Source organism: Pseudomonas sp. 22515 (assembly GCF_052044625.1).
GTDB classification, from domain to species: Bacteria; Pseudomonadota; Gammaproteobacteria; order Pseudomonadales; family Pseudomonadaceae; genus Aquipseudomonas; species Aquipseudomonas alloputida.
The window spans coordinates 10,464-32,116 of sequence record NZ_JBQENN010000035.1; the positions used below are offsets into that span (position 1 = coordinate 10,464).

General features: G+C 57.6%; 8 protein-coding genes and 2 tRNA genes. 6 read left to right on the top strand and 4 right to left on the bottom strand.

Annotation, left to right across the window (positions count from 1 at the left end; genetic code table 11):
* A tRNA-Gly gene (locus tag ACTJJN_RS24395) sits at nt 1–76 on the top strand.
* An 85-nt stretch (nt 77–161) separates the two neighbouring features.
* Nucleotides 162–237, top strand: a tRNA-Gly gene (locus ACTJJN_RS24400).
* A gap of 101 nt (nt 238–338) precedes the next feature.
* Here ACTJJN_RS24400 and ACTJJN_RS24405 read toward each other — a convergent pair.
* The 4 genes from ACTJJN_RS24405 to ACTJJN_RS24420 all read right to left on the bottom strand — a co-directional run bounded on the left by ACTJJN_RS24405 (nt 339) and on the right by ACTJJN_RS24420 (nt 9,854).
* Nucleotides 339–1,427: a fimbrial protein gene (locus ACTJJN_RS24405; RefSeq protein ID WP_014754094.1), complete on the bottom strand. Its 1,089-nt coding sequence runs from the start codon at nt 1,425–1,427 to the stop codon at nt 339–341.
* Nucleotides 1,427–4,000, bottom strand: coding sequence for a fimbria/pilus outer membrane usher protein (locus ACTJJN_RS24410; protein WP_017147842.1), 2,574 nt, complete (start codon nt 3,998–4,000; stop codon nt 1,427–1,429). Before ACTJJN_RS24410 ends, ACTJJN_RS24405 begins: the two co-directional genes overlap by 1 nt.
* A 270-nt stretch (nt 4,001–4,270) precedes the next feature.
* Nucleotides 4,271–9,442 carry an RHS repeat domain-containing protein gene (locus ACTJJN_RS24415; RefSeq protein WP_088513086.1) on the bottom strand — a complete coding sequence of 1,724 codons (5,172 nt, stop codon included), beginning with the start codon at nt 9,440–9,442 and terminating at the stop codon, nt 4,271–4,273.
* Nucleotides 9,443–9,446: 4 nt separating this feature from the next.
* Nucleotides 9,447–9,854 (bottom strand): hypothetical protein, encoded by a 408-nt coding sequence (locus tag ACTJJN_RS24420; protein ID WP_012053317.1) that lies wholly within the window; start codon nt 9,852–9,854, stop codon nt 9,447–9,449.
* 357 nt (nt 9,855–10,211) lie between these two features.
* On the opposite strand from ACTJJN_RS24420, the gene ACTJJN_RS24425 reads away from it, so the two are divergent.
* The 4 genes from ACTJJN_RS24425 to ACTJJN_RS24440 all read left to right on the top strand — a co-directional run bounded on the left by ACTJJN_RS24425 (nt 10,212) and on the right by ACTJJN_RS24440 (nt 21,364).
* On the top strand, nt 10,212–12,020 hold the full coding sequence (locus ACTJJN_RS24425; RefSeq protein ID WP_440781679.1) for a hypothetical protein: 1,809 nt from the start codon (nt 10,212–10,214) through the stop codon (nt 12,018–12,020).
* 173 nt (nt 12,021–12,193) lie between these two features.
* Complete coding sequence (locus tag ACTJJN_RS24430; protein ID WP_017147841.1) at nt 12,194–14,629, top strand: hypothetical protein; 2,436 nt, start codon at nt 12,194–12,196, stop codon at nt 14,627–14,629.
* A gap of 2 nt (nt 14,630–14,631) precedes the next feature.
* The gene (locus ACTJJN_RS24435; RefSeq protein ID WP_440781680.1) at nt 14,632–17,463 is read left to right on the top strand and encodes a hypothetical protein; all 2,832 of its coding nucleotides are present in this window, start codon (nt 14,632–14,634) and stop codon (nt 17,461–17,463) included.
* A 55-nt stretch (nt 17,464–17,518) separates the two neighbouring features.
* Complete coding sequence (locus tag ACTJJN_RS24440) at nt 17,519–21,364, top strand: RHS repeat domain-containing protein (protein ID WP_324737159.1); 3,846 nt, start codon at nt 17,519–17,521, stop codon at nt 21,362–21,364.
* The last annotated feature ends 289 nt before the right edge of the window (nt 21,365–21,653 follow it).

Sequence of the window (21,653 nt, forward strand, 5' to 3'; positions counted from 1 at the left end):
GCGGGAATAGCTCAGTTGGTAGAGCACGACCTTGCCAAGGTCGGGGTCGCGAGTTCGAGTCTCGTTTCCCGCTCCAGTTTAAATACTGTGGCGTCTATGCGGTGCAGTGGTGGTGAAGGTCTTCAAGGCGCTTCACGCCGAAAGCGGTAAAGTTTCACAATGCGGGAATAGCTCAGTTGGTAGAGCACGACCTTGCCAAGGTCGGGGTCGCGAGTTCGAGTCTCGTTTCCCGCTCCAAACGTAAGATAAAAAAGGGACCTCAGGTCCCTTTTTTTTCGTCTCGATTTCACCCCGATACAACCCTGTGCTAAAGCCCCTTGTTCAGGGGCTTGCACGGTTCAACGGTAGTGAACGGTGAAGTTCAGCGCGCCAGCGGCCACGCCAGGTGTCACCCGGGCCTCGGTCTGCACGTAGCGGGCATTGAAATGCAGCACGGTTTGGCCAATATCCAGTTCCTTGATCAACTGCTCGGACTGCAGGGGCATCGCTGTGGTGTTGTCGCTGCGCAGTATCTGGATGCCGACGCCGTCGGCGCTGCCTGATCCCGGGAGTATGCTGAACACGCCTTCGGTGGGGTCGATGGGGACTGAGCCTTGGCTGGTATCCAGCATCAGATGGATATCCGCACGCTTGGCACCTGGGGCACTGCTGTCCACGCAGTTGTTGAGGGTGATCTGGAATGGAACGGAACTTAGGGGCGTGCCGACGCCCTTGAAGTCATCGATGCTGTATTCCCCCATGTTCACAAGGCCGGGATTCACTTGGTTTCCTGCCAGGGAGCACTGTGCGCGGGTGATGGTGGCCTGGACCTTGTAATCCATGACTTTGCCTAAGTCATGGATGAAACCATGGAACACCTCCACGTCGACTTCTTGCGGCCCTGGGTCGATATCGCCAATCTTGATGAAGCTGGCCTTGCCGCGGATTGCGTCCAGTGGCAGGCCAAACGAGGTCGGCCTGGTCATGGTCCCGGTGTAGGGGATGCCAGTGCCTGCGTCGGGCGTGAAGGTATTGTCGGCACTGCCATTGAAGGGGTAGCCAAGATCGATGGCAACGCCCACGCCCTGGATGTTGGTCTGCATCACCATGCCATCCACGTTCTTGTTGCCCATGAGGGGCAGGCTGCCGACGAACGGTGGTGCGCTGTTGGGCAGCTTGGCAGTGACTGGGTTGGCTGCGTTATAGAAGCAGGTCAAGGTCGCCCCTTGGTCATTTTTTGCGTATAGACTGGCCTCGCCGATGAGCGTCCCGACGGGTGCATCGCGCGGGATCGAAAAACTGACCTTCTGGTTTTTGAAGGTCATGTAGGTTGCGCTGCCAGCGCCCCAGCTGCAGTTGGCCTGCGCGCTGGTCGCCACCAGCCAGGGCATGAGGTTGCAGAGGGTCAAGGCAAGCAGGCGCAGGCGGCGGGTGTGGGGCGGGGTCATTAGGCGTGTTCCTGTGAGTCGTCGGCAGATGCCGGTTTGGTGTCGTCAACCGATACGGGCAGGCATTGCAGCGTTTGCATGCGGAAGCCATCGAGCAGTGGCAGGTTTTGCGGGTTCACTGCCACCTGGCAGTGCTGATTGCCGTCGTCCTGCCAGCGTACCGTCAGGTGTTGCGGACCTTGCTGGGTGCTTGCCAGCAGGGTTTGCCCAGCCTGGCCGACCACGGCCAGTGACTTGCCTTGCGCATCGCTGACGTCGGCGCCGAACGGCAGTGGGCGGCCGTCGGGGTGTTGCAGCGTGAGCACCATGCGCACCACCCGGCGTGCGTCGAAGCGGGCCTTGACCACTGCACCTCGGCGTGGAACCACTTGCTGGCTGCCATTGTCGATGACCACTTCGGGGGGCAGTTGGTCGGTGTCGAGTACCAGTGAATTGACCCGATAGGGGCGCAGGTATGGGACCAGCAGGTATCCATCGGCATCTGTCCGTGTCGAAGTGGCATTCTGCATGCCGAGATCGGCGACGTCGGGTACGTGTACAAGCGCCGTGGTCTCCCCCATGTAGCTGCCGAAGGTGATGCCGTCGGCATGGGCCAGCATCGAGCCACTGGCGTTCAGCGACAGGGTGCGATAGTTGCTGCCCTCGCTGTAACCTACGCCATAACTGGCCTGGCTGCCCTGGTAGGCAAGCGATAGGTTGCCGCTCTTGCGGTTGTTCTGGTCGTTGGCCAGTGCCGCATAGTAACTGAGGCGGTCATCCAGCAAACCGCCTTGCAGGCTGGCGCGCTCGCTATACTGGCCGTTGACGCGTTGCAGGTCGAAACGGGTGGTCTGCCGGCGGCCGAAGTCCAGTGGCAGGCTCAGGCTCAGCCCGAACATCCTGCTGTCGGTATTGCGTTCGCTCAGTGATTGCGAAGCGAAGAGATTGACCCCGAGGTCACCCAGGCGTGTGTTGTACTGCAACTGGAACTGACGACGCTGGTAGTCGCTGCGCCAGTAGTCCTCTTGCGACAGGGTCAGGCTCAGCGAGCTGCTTTGGCCCATGGTCTGGTATGCCGAGGCTTCCAGGCGGCTGCGCCGGCTACCGGCAAACCGCGAAGCGCCATTGCGTTGCAGAACGGCTTCGTCAAAGTCGCGGTAGCCTTCGGTGGAGTAGCGGTAGCCGGCAAAGCGCAGGCTGGTGCGGGTCTGGAAACTTTTACCATAGCGCAGGGCAACGCTTTGCCCCTGCACTTGCCCCAGCGAACCACCCAGGTCGGTGCTCGCCTGGGTGACGTCCAGCGATAACGCACCCAGGTCAGCGAAGTCGCGGGCCGCCCCCAGTGCGTAGGCGCGATAGTAGTCACTGGCCAGCAGGCCGCCATAAAGCGTGCTGTTCCAGGTGCCGCCGCGGGCCAGGGTGGTTTGCCAGAACCCTGGCTTGTCGAGGTGTTCGGCACCGTTGTAGCGGCCAGCGGTGCCCGTATAGCGCCACACCCCTTCGCGTAGCAGGCTCCCCAGCGATGAATAGGGCTGGATGAAGCGGCTGACCTGCCCATCGCTTTCGGTCACCACCACCTCCAGCTCACCGTGACCGGCACCGACGCTGAGGTCGTCGATGGCATACGGTCCTGGGGCTACATAGCTGGAATAGATCGGGAAGCCGTTGCGCAGCACTTCGATCTTCGCCCGAGTTTGTGCAACACCGCGGATGACCGGAGCATATTGCTGCAGGGTATCGGAGAGCATCTCCTGGTCGGAGGCCAGGCGCACGCCAGAAAAAGCAAAGCTGCGAAATACATCGCTGCCGGTAAAGGTTTCGCCCAGGGTGAGGTTCGCGCGCAGGCCGGGCAGGTCACGCTGGGCGTAGGTGTCGCTGCGGCTCCATTGCCGTGTACCGTCATCGCCCTGGCGCAGTGCCTGTTGGCTGCGCAGGCGCCAGGCACCCAGGTTGATCCCACTGTTCAGGTAGAGGTCTTGGCTGCTGGTGTTGCGCCCTTCGCGCAGGCTGCTGTGCTGGGCCGATACCTGATAGTTGACGAACGCTGCATTGATGCCCGCGTCCCAGCGCTCTTGCGGCACGTTGCCCGAGCGGTCCTGGCGCAGGGCAACCTGTGGGATCGACAACGACAGGCGCAGCTGCGCCGGGTCGAAGTCGACACTGGCCTGCGGGATCAGGGTTGCCAGGTCGACACAGCTATCATCCTCGGGCAGGGCTGTCTCAAGCGCTTGCTCGCGCAGGTCCAGGGCACGCAACACGTCGCCGGTCAGGCAGGGTTGCAGGCCACTACCATTGGCTGCGGCATGGAACTCCAGCTCCCGCTCTTCGATGGGGGCAAGGTTTACCAGCAGGGCAACGCGATAGCGCCCTGCTGGTAGCGGCGTATGTGCAGCCAGGCTCTGCAGCGCCACCGCCCCGGCATCCGTCGCCTGGCCAGGGGGTTGGCGCATGAAGCCTGCCTGGAACGTGACAGGTGAGGTTTCGGCAAGCGTGGAGGTGGCGGGTGCCAAGGTCACAAAGGCACCCAGCAGTGGCGAAAGCGGGGCAAGGCGTAGGCGTGATGGCAGGTGCCTGCGCCGATCGAGTCGAGGCATTGGGGGGTCCTGAGCTGCGCTACCGGTCAGTGCCAAGGCAGTACCGGTGGGGTGGCTGTGTTGTGTAGCGAGCAGCGGCGCAGGGGTGCTTCAAAAGACGGTGTACGCCGAGTTCGAGGGCGCTAGGTTAGGCGGGGCGGGGGTGAGGTAATGTAGGAAGAGTCTTCAGTGTCTGGCGGAGTAATCAGCGTGAGCGAGGGGTAATGCATTGTGGGAAGGTTCCCGCTGCGTTGCGCAGCGGGAACTTGGTTGGGGTCAGTCCGCAGGTCATTAATCTAAATATCTAAAGTATCCGGAACGTATACCTTTTCCTGGTTCTGCCCACTCGAATGCTCTCGTAAAATCCGGTGGACCCTTCAGCCAGACAGGTGAGGACGGCGTTGAAGTGCCAGACGATTGACCAGAATTTTGGGTTATCTCAGCGAAGTTTTCCCCGCGGGAATTGTTGTTCGAGGTACGGCTCGTGACGGAGTTGGAACGGGTGGGGTTAGGTGAATTCCGAGAAGTATTCGAAGAGTTAACCACCGACCTGTTAGAATTTGTTCTGGTCAAGATCCTTGGGCTGTTACTTCCCCTGGTAGCCGATATCGAGGCTCGGGAGAGCATACCCCCACCGGCAGGAGATGCGTTTGCCACTGGTGCGAGATTGCCCCCCTGTTTGATGATACCTGCGTTCATCTCGCCCATGTTTTTGAGCGCTGCGCTTATTCCACTCGTTCTGGCGGCAGCCGCTTTGGCCGCGTGGAGCGCCGCTCTGGTAGCCTTGATCCCGACCCCCGAAGCGAAACCGCCCGCAAAGGAGAGTCCAAAGAGTATGTATTGCAGGTTCTGGTCCTCATCATTGTTGACGGCGATATAGATCTGTCCAGCGAACGCGAGGCCGTTGGCGGTGACACCCGCGACCCCCAAGGTGAACTTAGGGAGTAAACTAAGACTCAATGGCGCCGACCACGGCATGAAGTATACCGAAGCGAGAAATATCGCCCCGGCTACGGCCACGCCTATCCACGCACCCCAAGGCGCTTTGGGCTTCTCGGGCGGGTCGATATACGATGGTGGTACACGGTCAGGAGGGATGCCTTGGACACGGTGCCCGGTAGGGTCGCGCCAGTTCACCGGGTTGCCTAGGGCGTACAGGTAGGGGTTGATGCCTGCTTCCTCCTGGCTTAGCGAGTCTGGGCTGTGGAAGCGCATCAGTCCTGGGTTGTACGCACGATAGCCGCTGCCGAGCAGATACCAGCCAAGCGCTTCCTCGCGGGCTTCGCCGTTGAACGCCAGCAGGGTGCGCATGCCGTTGTCGGCAGGGCGCTCGCCATAGACGCTGTAGTTGGCGTGGCGGGTACCCTGGGCATCGGTTTCGCTGACCACGCTACCGGCGATATCGCTGTGCAGCAGCCGTGTGGCCTCGGGGGCAGCCGGGTATTGCTGAACGCCCAGGGGCTGGATGCCGCTGTACAGGTATTGGGTCAGGACATCGTTTTCCAGCGTGCTGTCCAGCTGATGGCCGAGGAAACGGCGATGTACCTGGCGGCCGTCGGCATGCCGCGATGCCAGCAATTGATCATGCCCGTCGTACTGGTACTCCACCAGCGTGGTTTTGCCGTCGACATCGATAACCCGTTGCAAACGGCCAAGGGTGTCGTACTCAAGCTTGCGGCCAAGTTCGTCATTGAGCATGTTGCCTTGCTCGTCATAGGTGAACGTCTGCTCTTCGTCGAATGTCTGCTCCTCTTCGAATGCCTGCCATTCATAGTCGAAGGCCTGTTGGGCGGTGTAGCCCTCGAACAGGCGATAGCCAACCTTTTCCAATTGGAAACTGCCATCCTCTTTGTAGGTAAAGTCGGCTCTCTCGCTGTTGCCATCGGCAAACTCGGTGGCGCGACGGGTTAGCCGGTCCAAATCGTCGAGGCGGAACAGCTGGACACTGATCTGGCGCCCTTTGGTGTCGCTGGGCAGGTCCTCGCCAGTGCAGGTGTACTGGACCAAGCGATCGAGTTCATCGTACTCGAAGGTTTCCTTGCGCACCTCCTTTGCGTCCCGAACCAGCGTACGGCTATAGAGCAAGTCATTGTCGTACCATTCCAGGCTCAACACTTGTTCTGCAGCGCCATTTACGGTCAGCGTGCGTGTTTTCTCACGGCCCAGGGCATCGTATGTCTGGGTGCACAGCACGCGGCGATCGGCATTCCCGCCGTCACGGGTTTCGGTGCTGCACAGCAAACCCTGGCTGTTGTACTTGAGAACACTGTGCAGCGCCCCTTGGCTGATGCTGTTTACGCGGCCCTCGGCGTCATAACCGTATTCGCACTCGTGGCCATCGGAGTGCTTGCGAGTGCGTATCCTGCCTTGAAGGGAGTGTTTGTAGTCACTGTGGTGTTGCTCTTTGCCACCGACCATCCAGGTGTCTTTAGCCAGGTAGCCCTCCTGGGTGTATTCATACCCGTGTCGGCCATTGCCGTTGTCGGCGCTCGATATCTGCGCGGTGGTCTTGTCGTAGCCGAAGATGGCCTGCGTAGTGGAATGCCGTTGCCCTGGCACTTCGATACTGGCATCCAGCATGGTGGGTTGTTCAGTCAGCTGCGGCAGGTAATTGTATTGGATGACGCGCTTGCGGTTCTTGTCTTGTGCGTAAGCCGTACGCTTGTCGATCAGCAAGGTCTGCGTCACGTAGTCGTAGTCCTCGATCCGTGGGCCGATCTTCACCTGTTTCAGCCTGCCCAGGCCATCGTAGCTGCGGCTGAATACCGTTTCGGCGGTGTCGCTGCCCGCTTCTTGCACTTCCAGCCTGGTGGTGAGTTCCTCCACGCTGTACCCGACGAAGCTACGCAGCAGCGCGCTACCGTTCGGGCGCACGGTTTTGTACATGCGTCCCCAGACGTCATAGCTGAATTTGCGGATGCGGGGTACTGCCTTGCTGCCCGGTGTGGTGGAGCTGAAAGTGTCCTGGGTGCAGCGGCCAAACCCATCGTAGACGTAGTCCGTGCGGCCGACTTGCACCGGTGGTTGACCTGGCTCTTCGATCTGGCGGTACTCGTAGGATGGTTTGTTGAAGGCATTCAGCTGGCTGACCCGCACATTCTGCCTGACGCCCGGTTGGTCCCGGGTTTCAATCCACTCGGTGACCAGATCGCCGCCTACGCCGAACGGTGTGGAGTCCGTGAACTCCGTGACGCCATCCGAGCGGAATACCTGGCTGCGTGCACCCCAGCCGTCGTAGCCATAGTCATAGGTCGTGGTGACGTCGGGCTGTTGCGGGGCCTGTGCGCCGGCATCGACAGGTGGGTAGTCGTAGAGCGTCTCGCGGGTGAGGCGGCCTGCCGAGTCATAGCGTGACGTCGATAGCGTGCGCGTCAGGCGCGTTGCTGGGTCGCCAGCAACGATGACCTCGCGCTCTTCCCTGATCGGCCGGTTCAGGCCGTCGTAAACCACCCGTGTGATCACCCCTTTGGCGTCAGTGACTTGGTCATAGGAGCGTTTTCGTCCCTCATCGATGAAGAATCGGTAGGCGTAGCTACGGGTGGCCTGGTAAACGCTGTCGGGCGCCGTAGTGTGCTCTATCAGGCGGTTCAGCATGTCGTAGCGGAAGCGGCTCACCACGCCATTGAGATCTTCATCTTCGACCAACTGGCCACTAAGGATCGACTGCGCGGCGCGGGTCGTCGTTTCGAGCGTGCCGCCGGGTGCTTTGTAGGTTTCTTTGGTCTGCAGCCAGGTAGGATTACCGTCGAGATCATTGGTGATCTCATAGCGCCAGGCGGTACTGGCCGAGAAACCGTTCATGCTGAACTCATGCTTGTCGGTGCGGCCATGCAAGAGTGGATTTTCAGGCATGTTCAGGTAGTAGCGGTGATTACTGTGCAGCAGGTGTTCTGTTTCTGCTTTCTGCCCGCCAGCGCGTGCCTCGATCTTGACCTCGAAGGTGTCCTCGTTCTCCAGTGCCAGCCAGTGGTTGGGCAGTTGCTGGGATGTGGCCTGGGCCAGAGCGGGTAGTTTGACGTACCGATAGCGGTTGCGCTTGATCGGAGCAGCATCCAGTGAGCTGTCGGCCACGGGCGCCGGGTAGACCGTTTCACATTTCAGGTTGCGCACAAAGCCTTCTGGGTCTTCCGGGCAGCCTTCGCATCCATTGGAGTAGTACTCGCGTACCGTGCGTATGCCGTTGGCCTGAATCTCCTCGGTCAGGTTGCCAAAGGTGTCGTACAGGGTCACCAGGGTTTCATCGCGGCGCTTGTTGGAGTTGCCGTCCAGCGTCCAGGACTTGGTCACTTGGTGGGGCAACTGGAAATGGTTGGGCTGAGCCTTGAAGTTCAGATTGTCTACTTCGTGGTACTTGGTCGTGACGGTTTCGATGCAACCCTGTTGTTGGGTGACCTGTTCGGTCAGGAGATGAAAGCGGTTGAAGGTGCGTGTGACCGTTCGCAGCACTTGGTCGCCCAAGTGGTGGTGTGCTGTGGACTGATAACGGAAGGTGGGATCAGGGGAGTCGTAGAGAATGTCTAGACCCGTGTCGGACCAACTGACGCCGGCACCATTGCCCAGGAAGTTGTTGTTGCTGAACGCGTAGGTGTTTTTCAGGTAGGTGGTATCGTCCAGCGGGTCGGGCTGAAGGATGTGTTCGGTGGCGTAGGGCAGGTATTTGCCTTCCACCCCTGGAAACGCATGGCCGTCCACCTTGTACCTAATCGTTTCGATGCCACCGACGGGGTTTTCCAGGCGGGTCAGGTAGTACAGGGTATCGTTATCATAGGCGACGTAGTCAAACTGCCAGGCTGCTTTGTCGGGGCCCGGCAGGTTCACACTTGTCAGGTGACCACCTTGCAGTCCCAAGGTAAACCGGGCATGAGCCTCGGTGCCCGGGTTTATATCTACAAGTACCTCGGCGTTGCCGGTGTAATCAATGCGCAGTAACACGCGCTTGCTGTCATCGCTGATCGATGTCAGGTGCGGCGTGGTCTTGTCTGGTGCGTAGTGCAGGTTGATGCCATGCCCTGACGGCGCCAGTACCCGTACCGGCACTGCCCAATCATAGTTGGCGTCGCGTGGTTCGAGGATTTCGGTCAGGCCCGACTTGTGCGCAATGCGAAAGCGTTTCTGTTCGCCCTCGCTGATATCGCTGAAGTGAAAACTTTCCAGCTTACGCTCCGCGATGACGGCAGCCTCCCCAGGACCATTGTTGTCGACCTTGAATCTTTCACCGCTGTGCAGGTTGAGCATGCCGCTGGAGACGGTAAAGCGCGTCAGTTTCAGGCTCCAGCCAGTACCGAACCCCGTCTTCTCGTTGTTCATCGGGTTGAAATTAAGCTGCAACGGCAGGTCGGGACCGCACAGGTTATTGGCGTTAAGTGTTGGCAGGTCGATGCTTAACGCATATTGGCCGGTGCGCGGGTCGACACTGCCTTGAACGAAACTTGAAAAGTTGAAGGCGTTGGAATGCACGGACATGACATTATTCTCGCGAAGTGGATGGGAGGCCAGGTTGTTTCGAAAGGGTGACCTCAATTTTTTTTAGTGAATCGCGGCTCGCTGTACCGGTTTTTTCCATGACCTCCACGCCCAGCCCTTCCTTGATGAAGGCGTTGTTATCGTAAGTTCTCGCGTAGTAGTCAATATCGTTCGGCTCCAGGCCGGCCGGGTGGTGAGTGGTCTTGAGTTTTACTGACCAGTTATAGCCACTCAATGTAATGATTGAGGCGGAAGGTATGTCGGAGAATTGGATTTTACGTGGCTTAGAAAGCGTCACGTTGAGTGTGAATGTTTCGCCATATTTTTCCGGGACGATTAATTCGTTAAAGTCTTGGTCCGGGTCGGTAACCATTATAATGCCCGACTGGAGGGGGGCACTTTCAGTGTTCATACTGGTCGTCTCATGTCAGCGTGTGGATCGGGTGTGCCGCAGCTGGAGTGCCCGCGACATCCATGAGCGAAAGTGATGCGCATAGGCCTCACGTATTCGCATACAGGCTAGGGGGGCTTTCTCTGGCGCGCACCTAGCAGTTTTACCAGTTGTTCGACCGATCCGAGCAGGGCTATAACTTTGCTGAAATATGTTGCTGGCAGACGAGGCCCAAGCGTTCCAGGGCGTAGCGTTCAGCTGGCACTCCTACAGTCGCCCATGCGATGGCGTCGACGTATTCGTCCTGTTCAAATTGGCAGGTTGATCAGCGATTGCGACGTTTCAGCGTAAAGGGTAATTAACCTGAGGTCGCTTGACATGAGTGGGCTGAAAGCTGCACCCGAGAAGCCGCATATCCCTGATTTGAATGAACGTGATGAGATAGATCTGGATAAATTGGGTGCCGATGCATTGGTTGTGCGTATTAAGTACACGGGTATGGATGGCGCAGATACTGTAAGCCCACGCTGGATAGGGGCTAACCCGGGCGGTGATGCTTTCGATGATACAGGCGCGGGGTACCCGGTCGACCCGATAGATGGGGTTGAGGTAAAGATCGATAACGCAACTATCCGAGGCGCCGCTGGCGGATGGGCATTTCTGTCCTACACCGTATTCCCATCCGGCGGCAACCCGCTGGAGTCACTTCGGCAGTTTTGCTATGTGGGGGTGCGCCCGCAAGAGGGAGGCGAGACGCTAGCGGTGCTACAGGCGCTGCCCTCGCACGGCTTGGTCATTCAGCCCCGCAAGCTCCCCGTCGGTGGTGTGGTGACCGTGCTTGTCGCTCCCTACCAGGCCATGCAGCCGGGAGACAAAGTCCATCTCAAGGTGGTCGGCTATGACGAAGATGGGGTTAAAGATGATGAATGGTCCAGGACGCTGTTAGTCGATGAAGACCATTTCGATAAGGAAGCCCTATCGGCCACCGTTCCCAAAAATTTTTTCAGCTTACTGGAAAAGGGCCATGCAGAGGGGTCTTACAGCATTGAATTGATGAACGGCAGCAAGCTCGATTCGCCTGTCCAACGCTGGGAAATCGACTCGGGCGCGACTTTGCCCCAGCCCCTCGAAAAACCTGCCATCGATGGGTATGCGGAGGGCGAACCGCTGGAGCCGGCGAAGCTCCGCTCGGGCGTGACGATCCGGGTTCCGGTGTACCCTTCGATGGCGTCGTCTGACCGCGTTGTCATGCATTGGCGCAGCCCGGTGGGGGACCTGATCCAGTCGGTGCGTGTCGATCCCAGCACCATGGAGGCGGCCTCGATCCCTTTTCAGGTTTCTGGCGAAACCTTGGCGGCCAATGGGGGCACGACGGTGTGGTTGAGCTACCAATATGGCCGACCGGGCGAGAGCCTGAGTTCGAGCGAGTTGCAGGTAGAGATACTGCCAATGCGAGAGGCGCTGGTGGCGCCTGATATCAGGGGTGCCAACCCGGATGCAACGCCAGATTGGGGAACGATGGAGGCGCTGTCTGGTATTGACGGCGTATATGTTGTAGTGCCCACCGGCGTTGTCGCGCCTGGAGAACGCGTGCAGGTGCATTGGATAGGGCATTCCGAATGGGGCCAATACGTGGCCAAGGAGCCGGCGAGCACAGCCGACCCGCTGCGTTTTTTCATCCCGGCGCAGTATGTCGTGGCGAATATGGCGCGGGGTGACAAGGATGAATCCAGGCGTTTCAAGGTGTTTTACCGGGTGATCAACGAAGCGGATGAAGCTGATTATTTCGACTCGGTGGCCTACCACCTGCGAGTAGCGCCACTGCCACATGAACAGTTGCCGCAGATTATCTGCAAGGGTGTCTCTGGTAAAGAGCTGCCGCTCTCGGAAGTGCCTGAAGACGGTGCCGACCTGGAGCTGGAAACTTGGTACTTCATTGCTGAAAAGCAGCTACTGACCTTGTCGATCGTCGGCGTGACGGCAGAGGGCGAGCAGGAATACGTGTTTCACGATGCTGTCGAAGTCTCCCCAGGGGAAGTCGAGACCGGGGTGAAGGCGAAGTTACCCAAGGACATATTGAAGCGGCTCATCGTGGGTGAGCGTTTTACGTTGTATCCACGGCTCAGCTATGACGGTGGAATTTACTATACGCCCTTCCGTGTTAATAACTTGACGTTAGTCGACTAGTCTCAAATTGTCGCGCATCAAGCGCTGGTGTTTTGTATCCAGCGATGATAGGCGATGAGTGATTTTAGGTAAAACGCTGTCAATAGGTAGTTTTTTTGTAATGCAGTGCGGGCGCACTGCTGTGCAGTCTGTGATGCACCTTTCTTGTTTCTAGAGTTCAGAGGGTTAAATAAATGCCTAGGCCTACACTTGCTCAATATTTGCAATACCTTGGAGAAAAGCCCCAGACGAAAGGTTGGGGGGCTATACTGGTTTATGATCGTTTTAAAACCAACATGCTGTTGACCCAGGAGCACATTGAGCGTTTCGACGGTAGCCATTGGCTAAAACCTATCAACCTGCGTGAGCTAACCGAGACGGGTAGTTACATTGATCTGTCGGAGCTTACCTTCAGCAAACCCAGCTTGACCTTCGTTAACTCGAACATCAGTAGCTCTAATGCGCGGTTGAGCATGCGTATGGTTGACGGCACCATCAAGCATCTGCGCGAAAAGTCAGGCGGTGATACCTTGGAAGTGATAAGCATCGCTCGGGTCGACCCACTGACCGCCCCGTCCGTGCGTATGAACATCTCTCTCAAAGAGAGCAACGGGGGCAACATTAATGACAAGGGCCGGGTGACACTGAACTTGGCCGAGGGTACAGCCTATACGTTCGAAGTGTCTGCATGGAAGGACTTGAACGATAAGGTGGGTAACGCTATTCGGAAAGAGTTTCAAGGGAGGGAGGTGGAAGAGCAAGTATGGGAACTGAACACGCTCGCGCCAGTGGAAGGTGAATTGAAGCCGACTTTCTTCTCGGTTCGAACGCACTCGCTGGCCAAGGCCGGCCAGACGGTCGCGAGTACTGACCCGGCCGAACTTGAAGAGGGGGCGGTACTGGTTGGCGTGGCCTTCAATGGTGGGGCGGTCGGTGATTGGCCAGCGAACGATGGAGGTTTTCCGTATTTACTGCCGCAACCCCCAACTGGCGAGGCGTATACGGCAAATATCATTTTGCACAATGCGGCGTGGGCAAAAGACCTCGTGGCCAAGATGATAAAAAAAATACCCGAATTCAGTGGAATTGAGCCGACGTATGAGGAATCTGCAAATGGTTTTATTGTGCGGGCGAATTATGGTGAGTTGAAAGCCAATATTCCTGAGCTCGTGTTTAATGACCCGGGTGCGACGCTCGACTATGGGCGGCTTTCCCCCTTTAGTCTAGCGAGTGAGGGTAATGAGGGCTCGTTTAGTTTTGAAGAGGGCAAAATAAAATTCAGGTGGCAGTGTCATGCGCCGGCTGAAGTCAGGTGTTGTTTTACTTGGAGTTCGGTGCATACGTGTGGGGAGCGAGAACCAGTTTTCATCTTCACCTTTGAGAAGGAATATTTGCTCAGCATCGAAAGCGAAGGTCCGAATAAAGGTAGGGTGACCATTGTACCCGGAGAGAAAAGTCTTCGTACGGATATTGAGCTTGACGACAATACTGATGTGAGAGGGATGTTTTGGGGGTTCACTGTCGATCGTTGTGCCCCTCACGTCAAACCACCGATGGAAAAAGCATTTGAGAAGTTTACTTCCGCCATCGAAGAAGTCGGGGCCTCGATTGATGTGCTGCGTCTGAACGGGTTGCTGTTCCGCAGTGAACAAGCGGTACAACCCGTTTCCGTGCATGCCCCCGGCGACCTGTCGTTGCTGGGTACCCTGGCACCGAAGTTCACCGCCTTTGCCGTTGAACCTCTAGAGGTATCGATTGGGGCCGGTACAAGTCAGGACTTCGTCCTGACGACACCACCCAACGCCCCAGTTACCTGGACTGTCAAGCCCGTGCCAGGCTCAGAGGGTGAAATAGGCTCTATCAAGGATGGCACCTATACCGCGCCGACGCGGGACAAGATCACAGGTGCCTCGAAGCAGGTCATCGTCGAGGCCCAATCAGGCGACAGTATCAGTCGGGCATTGGTGACAGTCGTCGCTAGAAAAGTCTCGGCCTATCCGCTTCTACAGGTCGCCAATTATTCGCCGGAGCCTCCGGCGAAACCCCGCACTTACCTGCTGATAGGTGGCAGCTTGGATGAACAGTTGCAGTGGAGCATGGGGGGCGGTGCGAAAGGCGCCTTGCGTGAGCCAAACGCCGACGACGATAACCTTGAGATTCCCCCGGGTGCGAACGCGCGCATTTATGAGGCACCGACCCATCAACCGGGAAGTGCGGGCACGATTGGGCGCGTGGTGCAACTGGACACTGTGCAGGTATCCGCTGGGGGAGAAACGGACGTCTTCGAGATCCTCATAGCGTGGTTCCCTGTCACTGGCGTGCTCAAGGCTACGCAGCCGGAAGAAGGAAAGCTGGCGCTGGAGCTTTGGACTCCAGGGGGAATGATGGACCCTGAGCTAATCCCGCCTGATGCGGTCGATTGGTACACGGTAAGGGGGGAGGGCAACATTGATGAAAAGACGGGTGTTTATACAATCAGCGAAAAGGACAGCGATTACGTCATTCTTGCAGCGATTGAAAAGACTAGGCCCAATACCTGGGATTACGTCGTGCTTCCACTACCCTTCGACCCGGATTACATCGAGCAACTGAAACAAGTCAAGCAAAACACCGGTGCGAAGGGGGCTTGATCATGGCTAGCAATTCAAAGGATGACCTGCTCGCAGAACTGAGCAAGGGTGACGCCATGCACGGCTGGGGTGCGATGCTCTCGATCGGCCGCGACCGTTTCAACCAACTGTTGCAGGATCGCTTTGTCGAGGCATTCGCGACCCAGGACTTTATCGTGCCGTTCAGCGGCGAATATTACGCGGATAACAACACCGAGAAGGTTGTTTTCGCGAACATCATGTTCGGCCCGCCCCAGGTGTCGTTCAGAGCGGCCAGTGGTCGGTCGGCACGGGTCAAGCTGAGCATGGAACTGATCGCCGGCAGGTGTAGCATGATTGCCGAGTACCCCGGCGAGCCTGCCTTCTTGAGGCGCAGCCATGTGCTGCAGCCGGGCATGGGCTTTCGATTCGAAGTAACCGTCGATTTGCAGGTAGTGCGGTCACGTAATGCCGACAAGGGCCAATTGGTCATCGATTGGAGTACGGTCTCCGACCCGGTCTGTAACCTGGCGCCAACCCCAAACGCCGAAAGCACCATGGGCGCATATTTACTGCGGCAGCTGGGGCCGCAGTTGCGCAACTGGGCATTGCCGGTGGTAACGATCGAATTCCACTTTGGCTATAGCGCACTGTCCGTGGTGGATTTCACTGTCGTGGCGCAAAAGGCCCCTGAAGGGGGGGGCAGCGGCTCATCGCCCGCGGACGATGGGGCCGTGGTGTTGCTCATGCAGTTAAGGGGTGCGCTGAAGTGGGGCTATGCGCCTGCCGGGTGGCTCTACCTACTGCCGTCGAGCAGTGCCGGCAAGGGCAACTACGGTGCTTCGCTGCTGGTAAGCAAGGCTTGGGCCCCCCTGATGGCCAAGTTCGCCACCGACGTGTTGTCGCAGGTGGTCTTGCCGCAGAAACATGAGATTGCGATGTCCGAAGAGTACAAGCAGCATGACACGATCCTGTTTGGCGATATTACGCCTGGCAAGGACGCGCGTATTCTGCAGCCGGCGCTAAGTAGTCTCGGGGCTTCCAGGGACAAGCAATTCACCCTGACGGGCACGGCGCCCAGTGAATGGTCGGTGCGTAATCTCACTTATCCGCGTGCGTGCGGTGACATGGTGGCCGGGCGTTATACCGCTTCGGCCATCGACAAATTTGCCAGTGACTCGCAAGTTGTCCTAGTGACGGCCAAGCTGACCAACTCGCCCGACAGTGAAGTACGTACGGCATTAGTGGTCGAGTCCAGCGAGGCCTTGGCGATTTCACCCAGAGTAGTGCTCTGGAACAAAGGCGATCCTGCGCTCACGCTGACGGCGTCAGATGGTGAGGGCATCTCCTGGGCGCTCGAGGATGGCACCACTGACGGCTTTGAAGCGATTCCGGAGGATCCCCGCAGTGTCAGGTATACGCCGAGCGCCAAAGACGAAAAGGAGCCAGTGGAGCTGTTGCGTATAAAGGTGTCGCGCGGCGCCGACAGCGGCTATGCAACGGTGGTGATGATCAAATACTCCATGATGCTCCAGCTCGAGCCGTTCCATGTCTCGCAAATGCCACCCAGCGGGACCCAGGACTTCGCTCTTCTCGATTATAAGGCGGACTCATGGATGCTCTTCGGTAAAGGTACGCTTAAGGACGGTGTCTACACCGCGCCGGGGGCTGAGCCAGGCGGGCCGGGTGAAGTCAGCGTCGTTGTCGGCGTTGCCTACGGGCTTGGGGGGCTTGCCGTGATCGAGCACGGGCGTAACAGTGTGCAACAAATGGCCACACAGCAAGAGCGTTGGAAAGCGCTCAATAGATTTGAAGTTTTGCGTAATAACAGCAATCGTAACAAGGTCTTGGCCAATGGTTTGCAGCAGGTTGGCATCGACGTCCTTATCGAAACCAACAGTTTCGAGGGGGCTAACGGGACTGTATGGGACCCGGTGAGCGATCAGGAATTATCGACGCTGCAGCTGCTATACGAGGACGGTAGCCCAGTCTACGTCTTGCCGGCTGGTGCTGATGGGTTGGACCCTGATGAGCTGCCTGAGGAGGCAGCTGACCAGAAATGGGCAGTCACCAAGCGTCGCAATGTTCGCTACGACTACTTTCCAGTTAGCGCGGTTCAGGCTGAGCAAGACTCATTGCTAGCGCCAATCGACGCACGGCGTACCGTGACCTTCTTTGTGAACGCCCTGGAGGCCGAGGTCAGGAAGTTCAAGGCCAAGTTCCAGGATCATAACAACGGCTGGCATTACTCTGACCTCAAGGAGGGAGCCCCGGGGGTGCTCGAGCTGCAAGGAGTGCAAGTTTCCCCGCCCAATATTGACGATTACAAATTTGAGCCAAAGCGGGTGTATACCCACGATGGTAGTAATCACTCGAACGGCGACTTCTTCAACTATTGGCATTACACCACCGATTACTGGGTACTCAGAGCCCCCGGACTCGAGTTTGTCAGGGCCCGTCTGGCGTATGCATCGATGATGAAGTGGGAAAGCGAACTGATCGACGAAACCTACTGCAGCTACACAGGGTTTGCGTTCATTCCCCGTCGTGATCCGGATTCCGTATCGCCACCGAGCGGCATCACGTATGGGGCTGAACTCGAGTTGCTGGTGCATGAGGAAAAGGTGAAGTTCGAAGGCCTGGATTATGGGTTCAAGAACCATGAGTCCGTCAGTACAGGCACCCTGCTGTTGAGCCTGGATCGGGTACCGAACTTGAAATACTGGGTTGACACCGAACATACCGAGTATCGCAAGGTATTGGACAGACCACTGCTCGTAACGCTCACCGACAACTACGGCAATGCCCACCACTTGAGAATTACTTTCAAGGGCGGCGTGGACAGCCGCAACCAGTTGGTCCTTGAGGGGCAGTAAAGCCAAGTCGCCCGTTCGCGGGCGACGCACCCCAATTATCGAGTGAGTATTTACCATGACGACCCAATCCATCGTCCATTCCAATGCTTTCAACTTCCTCAGCTTCGTGCAGGGTGGCGTTGACCCGCGAACCGGGCAATACACACTGGCGATTCAGTTACCCGAACTGCCCGCCAACGACCTCAACGGCCCCAGCCTGCCGCTGCGGCTGTCCTACAACCCGATGAGCAAAGGGGATCCAGGGTTCGGAGACGGCTGGAGCTTGAACCTGAGCCAATTCACGAACCGTGGGATGCTCAACCTGCATTCTGGTGAAAGCTTCAAAGTGGACGACAACGGTCCGGGTGAGCAGGCTGTGGTGCTAGAGCGCAAAATCGACAGCTTTCATTTTGAAAATGTCAGTGAAGGTGAGCAAACGCGCTATCGCGTGGCGCACAAGACCGGTTTGATCGAGCTGCTTGAGCCACAGGCTCCCAATTACACCGTGTCCTTGCCCGTGCGGGTGCTGGCAGAGACAGGTCACGGCATCACCCTGGGCTACACGCCTGTGGACGGTGCGCCCTGCCTGGAATGGATCGTTGACGACACCAACAGGACCTTGCTGAAAATCGACTATTCCACCAGCGATGTGCTGATCGACTTGAACCCCGGGACCAAAGCCTTCGCACGTTACACCTTGGTACGCGACGGCGATGAACTGAAACAAGTCGTGTTACCCACCCCGGACAAGGCACGCTGGGAATTCGACTATCATCCGTTGCAAACTGAGTCGTGGGGCATTTTGCGTTTGTTGACCCATGTGCGAACCCCGCTCGGTGGCAGCGAAGTCATCGAATACAAGTACGATGGCCATGACTTGCCTGGCGGGAAGACGCTACCGTACGTAACGCGCCATGTCGTGAGCCCAGGCTTTGAACAGGAAGATGTCGAAACACACTATGCTTTCAGCAGCAACAATTATCTAGGTAACGGCGCCGGCGTCGATTGGGAGGATAATGGCTTCGACAACTTGTACAAGTTCACCGGGAGCGATTTTCTCTATACCTCGACGACAAGCCACTATATGAACAAGGTTGCGGTGCGCGTGGTGGAGCGCAGTTTCAACCGCTTCCATTTAATAACCAAACAGGTCACTACCCAGGACGCCTGCGTCAATACCGTTACCACCACCTATCATGAGGTCGATAATTTAGGATTCTCGGCACAACCGAATAACTTCCAGTTACCCAAGACCGTGACAACCGCCTGGCGGCTGGCAGGAAACTCAAACGCTTACCGGGAGCAGACGGTCACCACTGACTATGACCCATACGGCAACCTGATACTGGAGCGGCAGCCCAATGGTGTGACAACGCACAGCACCTATTACCCAGCGGCCGCCGAGGGAGACTACCCCGGTGATCCAGAAGGCTTTGTCCGGTGGCTGAGATCGCGCACGGTGGAGCCCGCTGCCGACGGCGATGCCGGAGCAGAAACACTGCGTAGTGACTATACCTACGTCAAACTGTCCGCCCTCGACGCTGATGCCAGGGGCAAGTTGCTTCAGCATACTGAAGCACTGGTGCGAGTGCAGGGCGCCAAGCTGTTGCGCCATACCCAGACTGAATATGCAGACAGCGTTGGCGGTACGTGGCATCGTGGCCTGGTGCGAGGGCGCCAGATCAAGGCATTGCGTCATGGCCAGTCCAGGCTCGCGACCCCGCGCGACGATAAGTTGCAACATGGCCGGCCTGTCAGTGAAACGCTGAAGCTGAACGGCAAGGTTACCCATACAACCTATAACTACACCCGGGTTGAGGAGGACCAGCATCCCGCTGTGCAAACCGTGGCGACTCTGAACGGCTTCGACCATGGGCATTATCTGCCAGGTACGGGCAAGCGTCATGCGCAAAAAGTCACCACTTTGCGGCACTCGGTGTTGATCGGTGAACCGCTGCTCCATTATGACGAAAACTATGAGAGCAACGATGTGCAGATCGCTTATACCTATGACGAGCTGCGACGCGTAACAAGCGAAACCGTTGCGCCGGGTACCGAGTACACGGCGAAACGCGAGTACAGCTACCATCTGTCGTCCAATGGCAGCCAGGCTCTGCAGGTCATGGTAGACGTCAAGGGTGTTACGACCTGGAGCTATGTCGATGGCCTGAACCGCGAAGTTCGGCGGATGCGCCAGGATCCCGACTATGCGCTTACGCCAGCAGCCCAGGAAGCGCAGCGTCAGACCTATAGTGCAACGTACGATGCCCTGGGCAACCTGGTTGAAGAGGTTGAACATGAGTGGCTGGCGCTGGAAGACCTGCCGCTGACCACCCGTTACGAGTACGACGCCTGGGGGCAGCGTTGCTGTGAGGTTGGGCCGGATGGTGTGCGCAACCATGAACAAACCGACCCGATCGGCACGCAAGAATCAGCAGGGCCGATCATCACGCAGTGGCGTGAATCGGGGGATGGTAAGGTGCGCACTGGCAAGACCGTGACATGGCAGAATCTGTTCGACAAGCCGGTGCGTGTCGAGCGCTTGCGCCTTGATGGCAAACGGGAAAGCTTGCACCAGTATTTTTATGACGGCCTGGGCCGGACCTCTCGGGAAATCGATGGCCGTCAAGCGCAAACTGCCTTTGCCTACGATGAATTCGATCGACTGCTCGTGCATACCTTGGCCGATAACTCGCAGGTGGTGCGTGAGTATGCGCCGCATAGCCACGAAGACCTGCCGGTGCTGATCAAAGTGTTGGAAACCGTTAGTGGGGTAGTGGAGGAGCATGTGTTGGGCGAACAGGCCTTTGACGGCCTGAACCGTATGGTGGCGTCTGTTACCGGTGGTCGTCGGCGCTTGATGGAATATGCCCCGGGCATGCGCCAGCCGGAGTCAGTGATTTCCCCCCGTGGCGAGCATATTGTTTACAAGTATGTGCCACAGGTAGGTGAAGAGCCTTGGCAAAGGACCCTGGTTAACACCGAGGTGAATGCGGAATACGACTACGACACAAAAAATGCTCGGCTGCTCGGTTGCAAGGAAAATGGTGATGAGCTTTCGCGAGACTATTACAGTACCGGTCACCTGCGCTCGGAAACGCGTAGCCAGGGGGGTGGGGAACCGCTTCGCATGCAATACGTCCACAGCCTTGGCGGTCGCCTTTTGAGTTATACGGATGTATTAGGAGGTGTTCAATCACACCGTTACAACGCATTGGGCCAGCTCGAGGAAACCCGCCTGGGTACACTTGTCAGCCGCTTCTACTATGACGCACTGGGCCGCATCGAGTCCTACGTGACGGAAACGGAGGAACCCGACGGTAGTGTGCGTAGCCTGACAACTACCTTGGGCTACGATGAGTTCGAACGCGAGACATCCCGCATTTTTGATTTTGGCGACACGCAGCAGACGTTGACCCAAACCTACGACGCAGTGGATGCCATCGCGACTAAAACGCTTAGTGAGGGCGAGGGCACGCCGGTGCTGCGCGAAGAAAGCTACGTCTATGACGAGCGAGGCCGGTTGACCGACTACGAGTGTCAGGGTGAAGACGCCTATGTGCCCGTAGACCCGTATGGCAACAAGATCCAGCTGCAGCGCTTCGATATGGACGCACTGGATAACATCACCCGAGTGCGCACCCTGTTCGAGGAAGGCATGATCGATGCCCGTTATCATTTCGACAACCCTTGGGACCCTGCGCAACTGACGGGCATCACCATCAATGGGCTTGAAGATGAGCCGCGAATCATTGAGTTGGAATACGATGCCGATGGCAACCTGATACTGGATGAGGAGGGGCGTCAACTTGAATATGATGGGTTAGGGCGTTTGCAGCGTGTCAAGCTGGCGTCCGGTTCGGGTGGGGCTACCTATGGTTACGATGCGCTGGATCGGTTGGCGATGCAGGATGTACTGTGACCCTTTATCGAGGGGCCACTTGGCTTTGCAGGGGTAATGTCAAGTGGGCCCACCCCGTGGGTGAAAGGTCTTGCGCCTGCGCATAATGCTGCTTGCTTAAGCAGTTGAACCCAATCTGGGCTTTATGGAAAATCCGATACCAGTCCTCTGGTATCGGATTTTTACGTTTGAAAAAAAGCATCTTTGTAAAAGCGTCAACTGACATTTTTGTCAGTTGTCGATGGGGGGGTTACGCTTTTTAATGGGTTCACCTGAGTTTGGTTGGTTTGTCGTTTTTCAACTTCTATCC

Coding starts and splice junctions, on each gene's coding strand:
- ACTJJN_RS24405 (WP_014754094.1), bottom strand. CDS start 1,427: ATGACCCCGCCCCACACCCGCCGCCTGCGCCTGCTTGCCTTGACCCTC.
- ACTJJN_RS24410 (WP_017147842.1), bottom strand. CDS start 4,000: ATGCCTCGACTCGATCGGCGCAGGCACCTGCCATCACGCCTACGCCTT.
- ACTJJN_RS24415 (WP_088513086.1), bottom strand. CDS start 9,442: ATGTCCGTGCATTCCAACGCCTTCAACTTTTCAAGTTTCGTTCAAGGC.
- ACTJJN_RS24420 (WP_012053317.1), bottom strand. CDS start 9,854: ATGAACACTGAAAGTGCCCCCCTCCAGTCGGGCATTATAATGGTTACC.
- ACTJJN_RS24425 (WP_440781679.1), top strand. CDS start 10,212: ATGAGTGGGCTGAAAGCTGCACCCGAGAAGCCGCATATCCCTGATTTG.
- ACTJJN_RS24430 (WP_017147841.1), top strand. CDS start 12,194: ATGCCTAGGCCTACACTTGCTCAATATTTGCAATACCTTGGAGAAAAG.
- ACTJJN_RS24435 (WP_440781680.1), top strand. CDS start 14,632: ATGGCTAGCAATTCAAAGGATGACCTGCTCGCAGAACTGAGCAAGGGT.
- ACTJJN_RS24440 (WP_324737159.1), top strand. CDS start 17,519: ATGACGACCCAATCCATCGTCCATTCCAATGCTTTCAACTTCCTCAGC.